We start from the raw sequence: 393 nt of genomic DNA, 5'->3' as shown, positions 1-393 counted from the left end.
CACTTTTTGGAGAGTTTGATCCTGGCTCAGGACGAACGCTGGCGGCGTGCCTAATACATGCAAGTCGAGCGGACAGAAGGGAGCTTGCTCCCGGAAGTCAGCGGCGGACGGGTGAGTAACACGTGGGTAACCTGCCTGTAAGACTGGGATAACTCCGGGAAACCGGGGCTAATACCGGATAACATCAAGAACTGCATGGTTCTTGATTGAAAGGCGGCTTCGGCTGTCACTTACAGATGGACCCGCGGCGCATTAGCTAGTTGGTGGGGTAACGGCTCACCAAGGCGACGATGCGTAGCCGACCTGAGAGGGTGATCGGCCACACTGGGACTGAGACACGGCCCAGACTCCTACGGGAGGCAGCAGTAGGGAATCTTCCGCAATGGACGAAAG

The 393-nt window shown here is 57.3% G+C and carries 1 rRNA gene; it reads left to right on the top strand.

What is annotated here, in order from left to right:
* Positions 1-3 precede the first annotated feature (3 nt).
* A 16S ribosomal RNA gene (locus M3221_RS25750) occupies positions 4-393 on the top strand; the annotation flags it as partial.

The organism is Domibacillus indicus (assembly GCF_023715895.1).
Taxonomy (GTDB): domain Bacteria; phylum Bacillota; class Bacilli; order Bacillales; family Domibacillaceae; genus Domibacillus; species Domibacillus indicus_A.
Note: the sequence above shows the minus strand (reverse complement) of the source record. Positions and strands in the feature narration are given on the sequence as shown.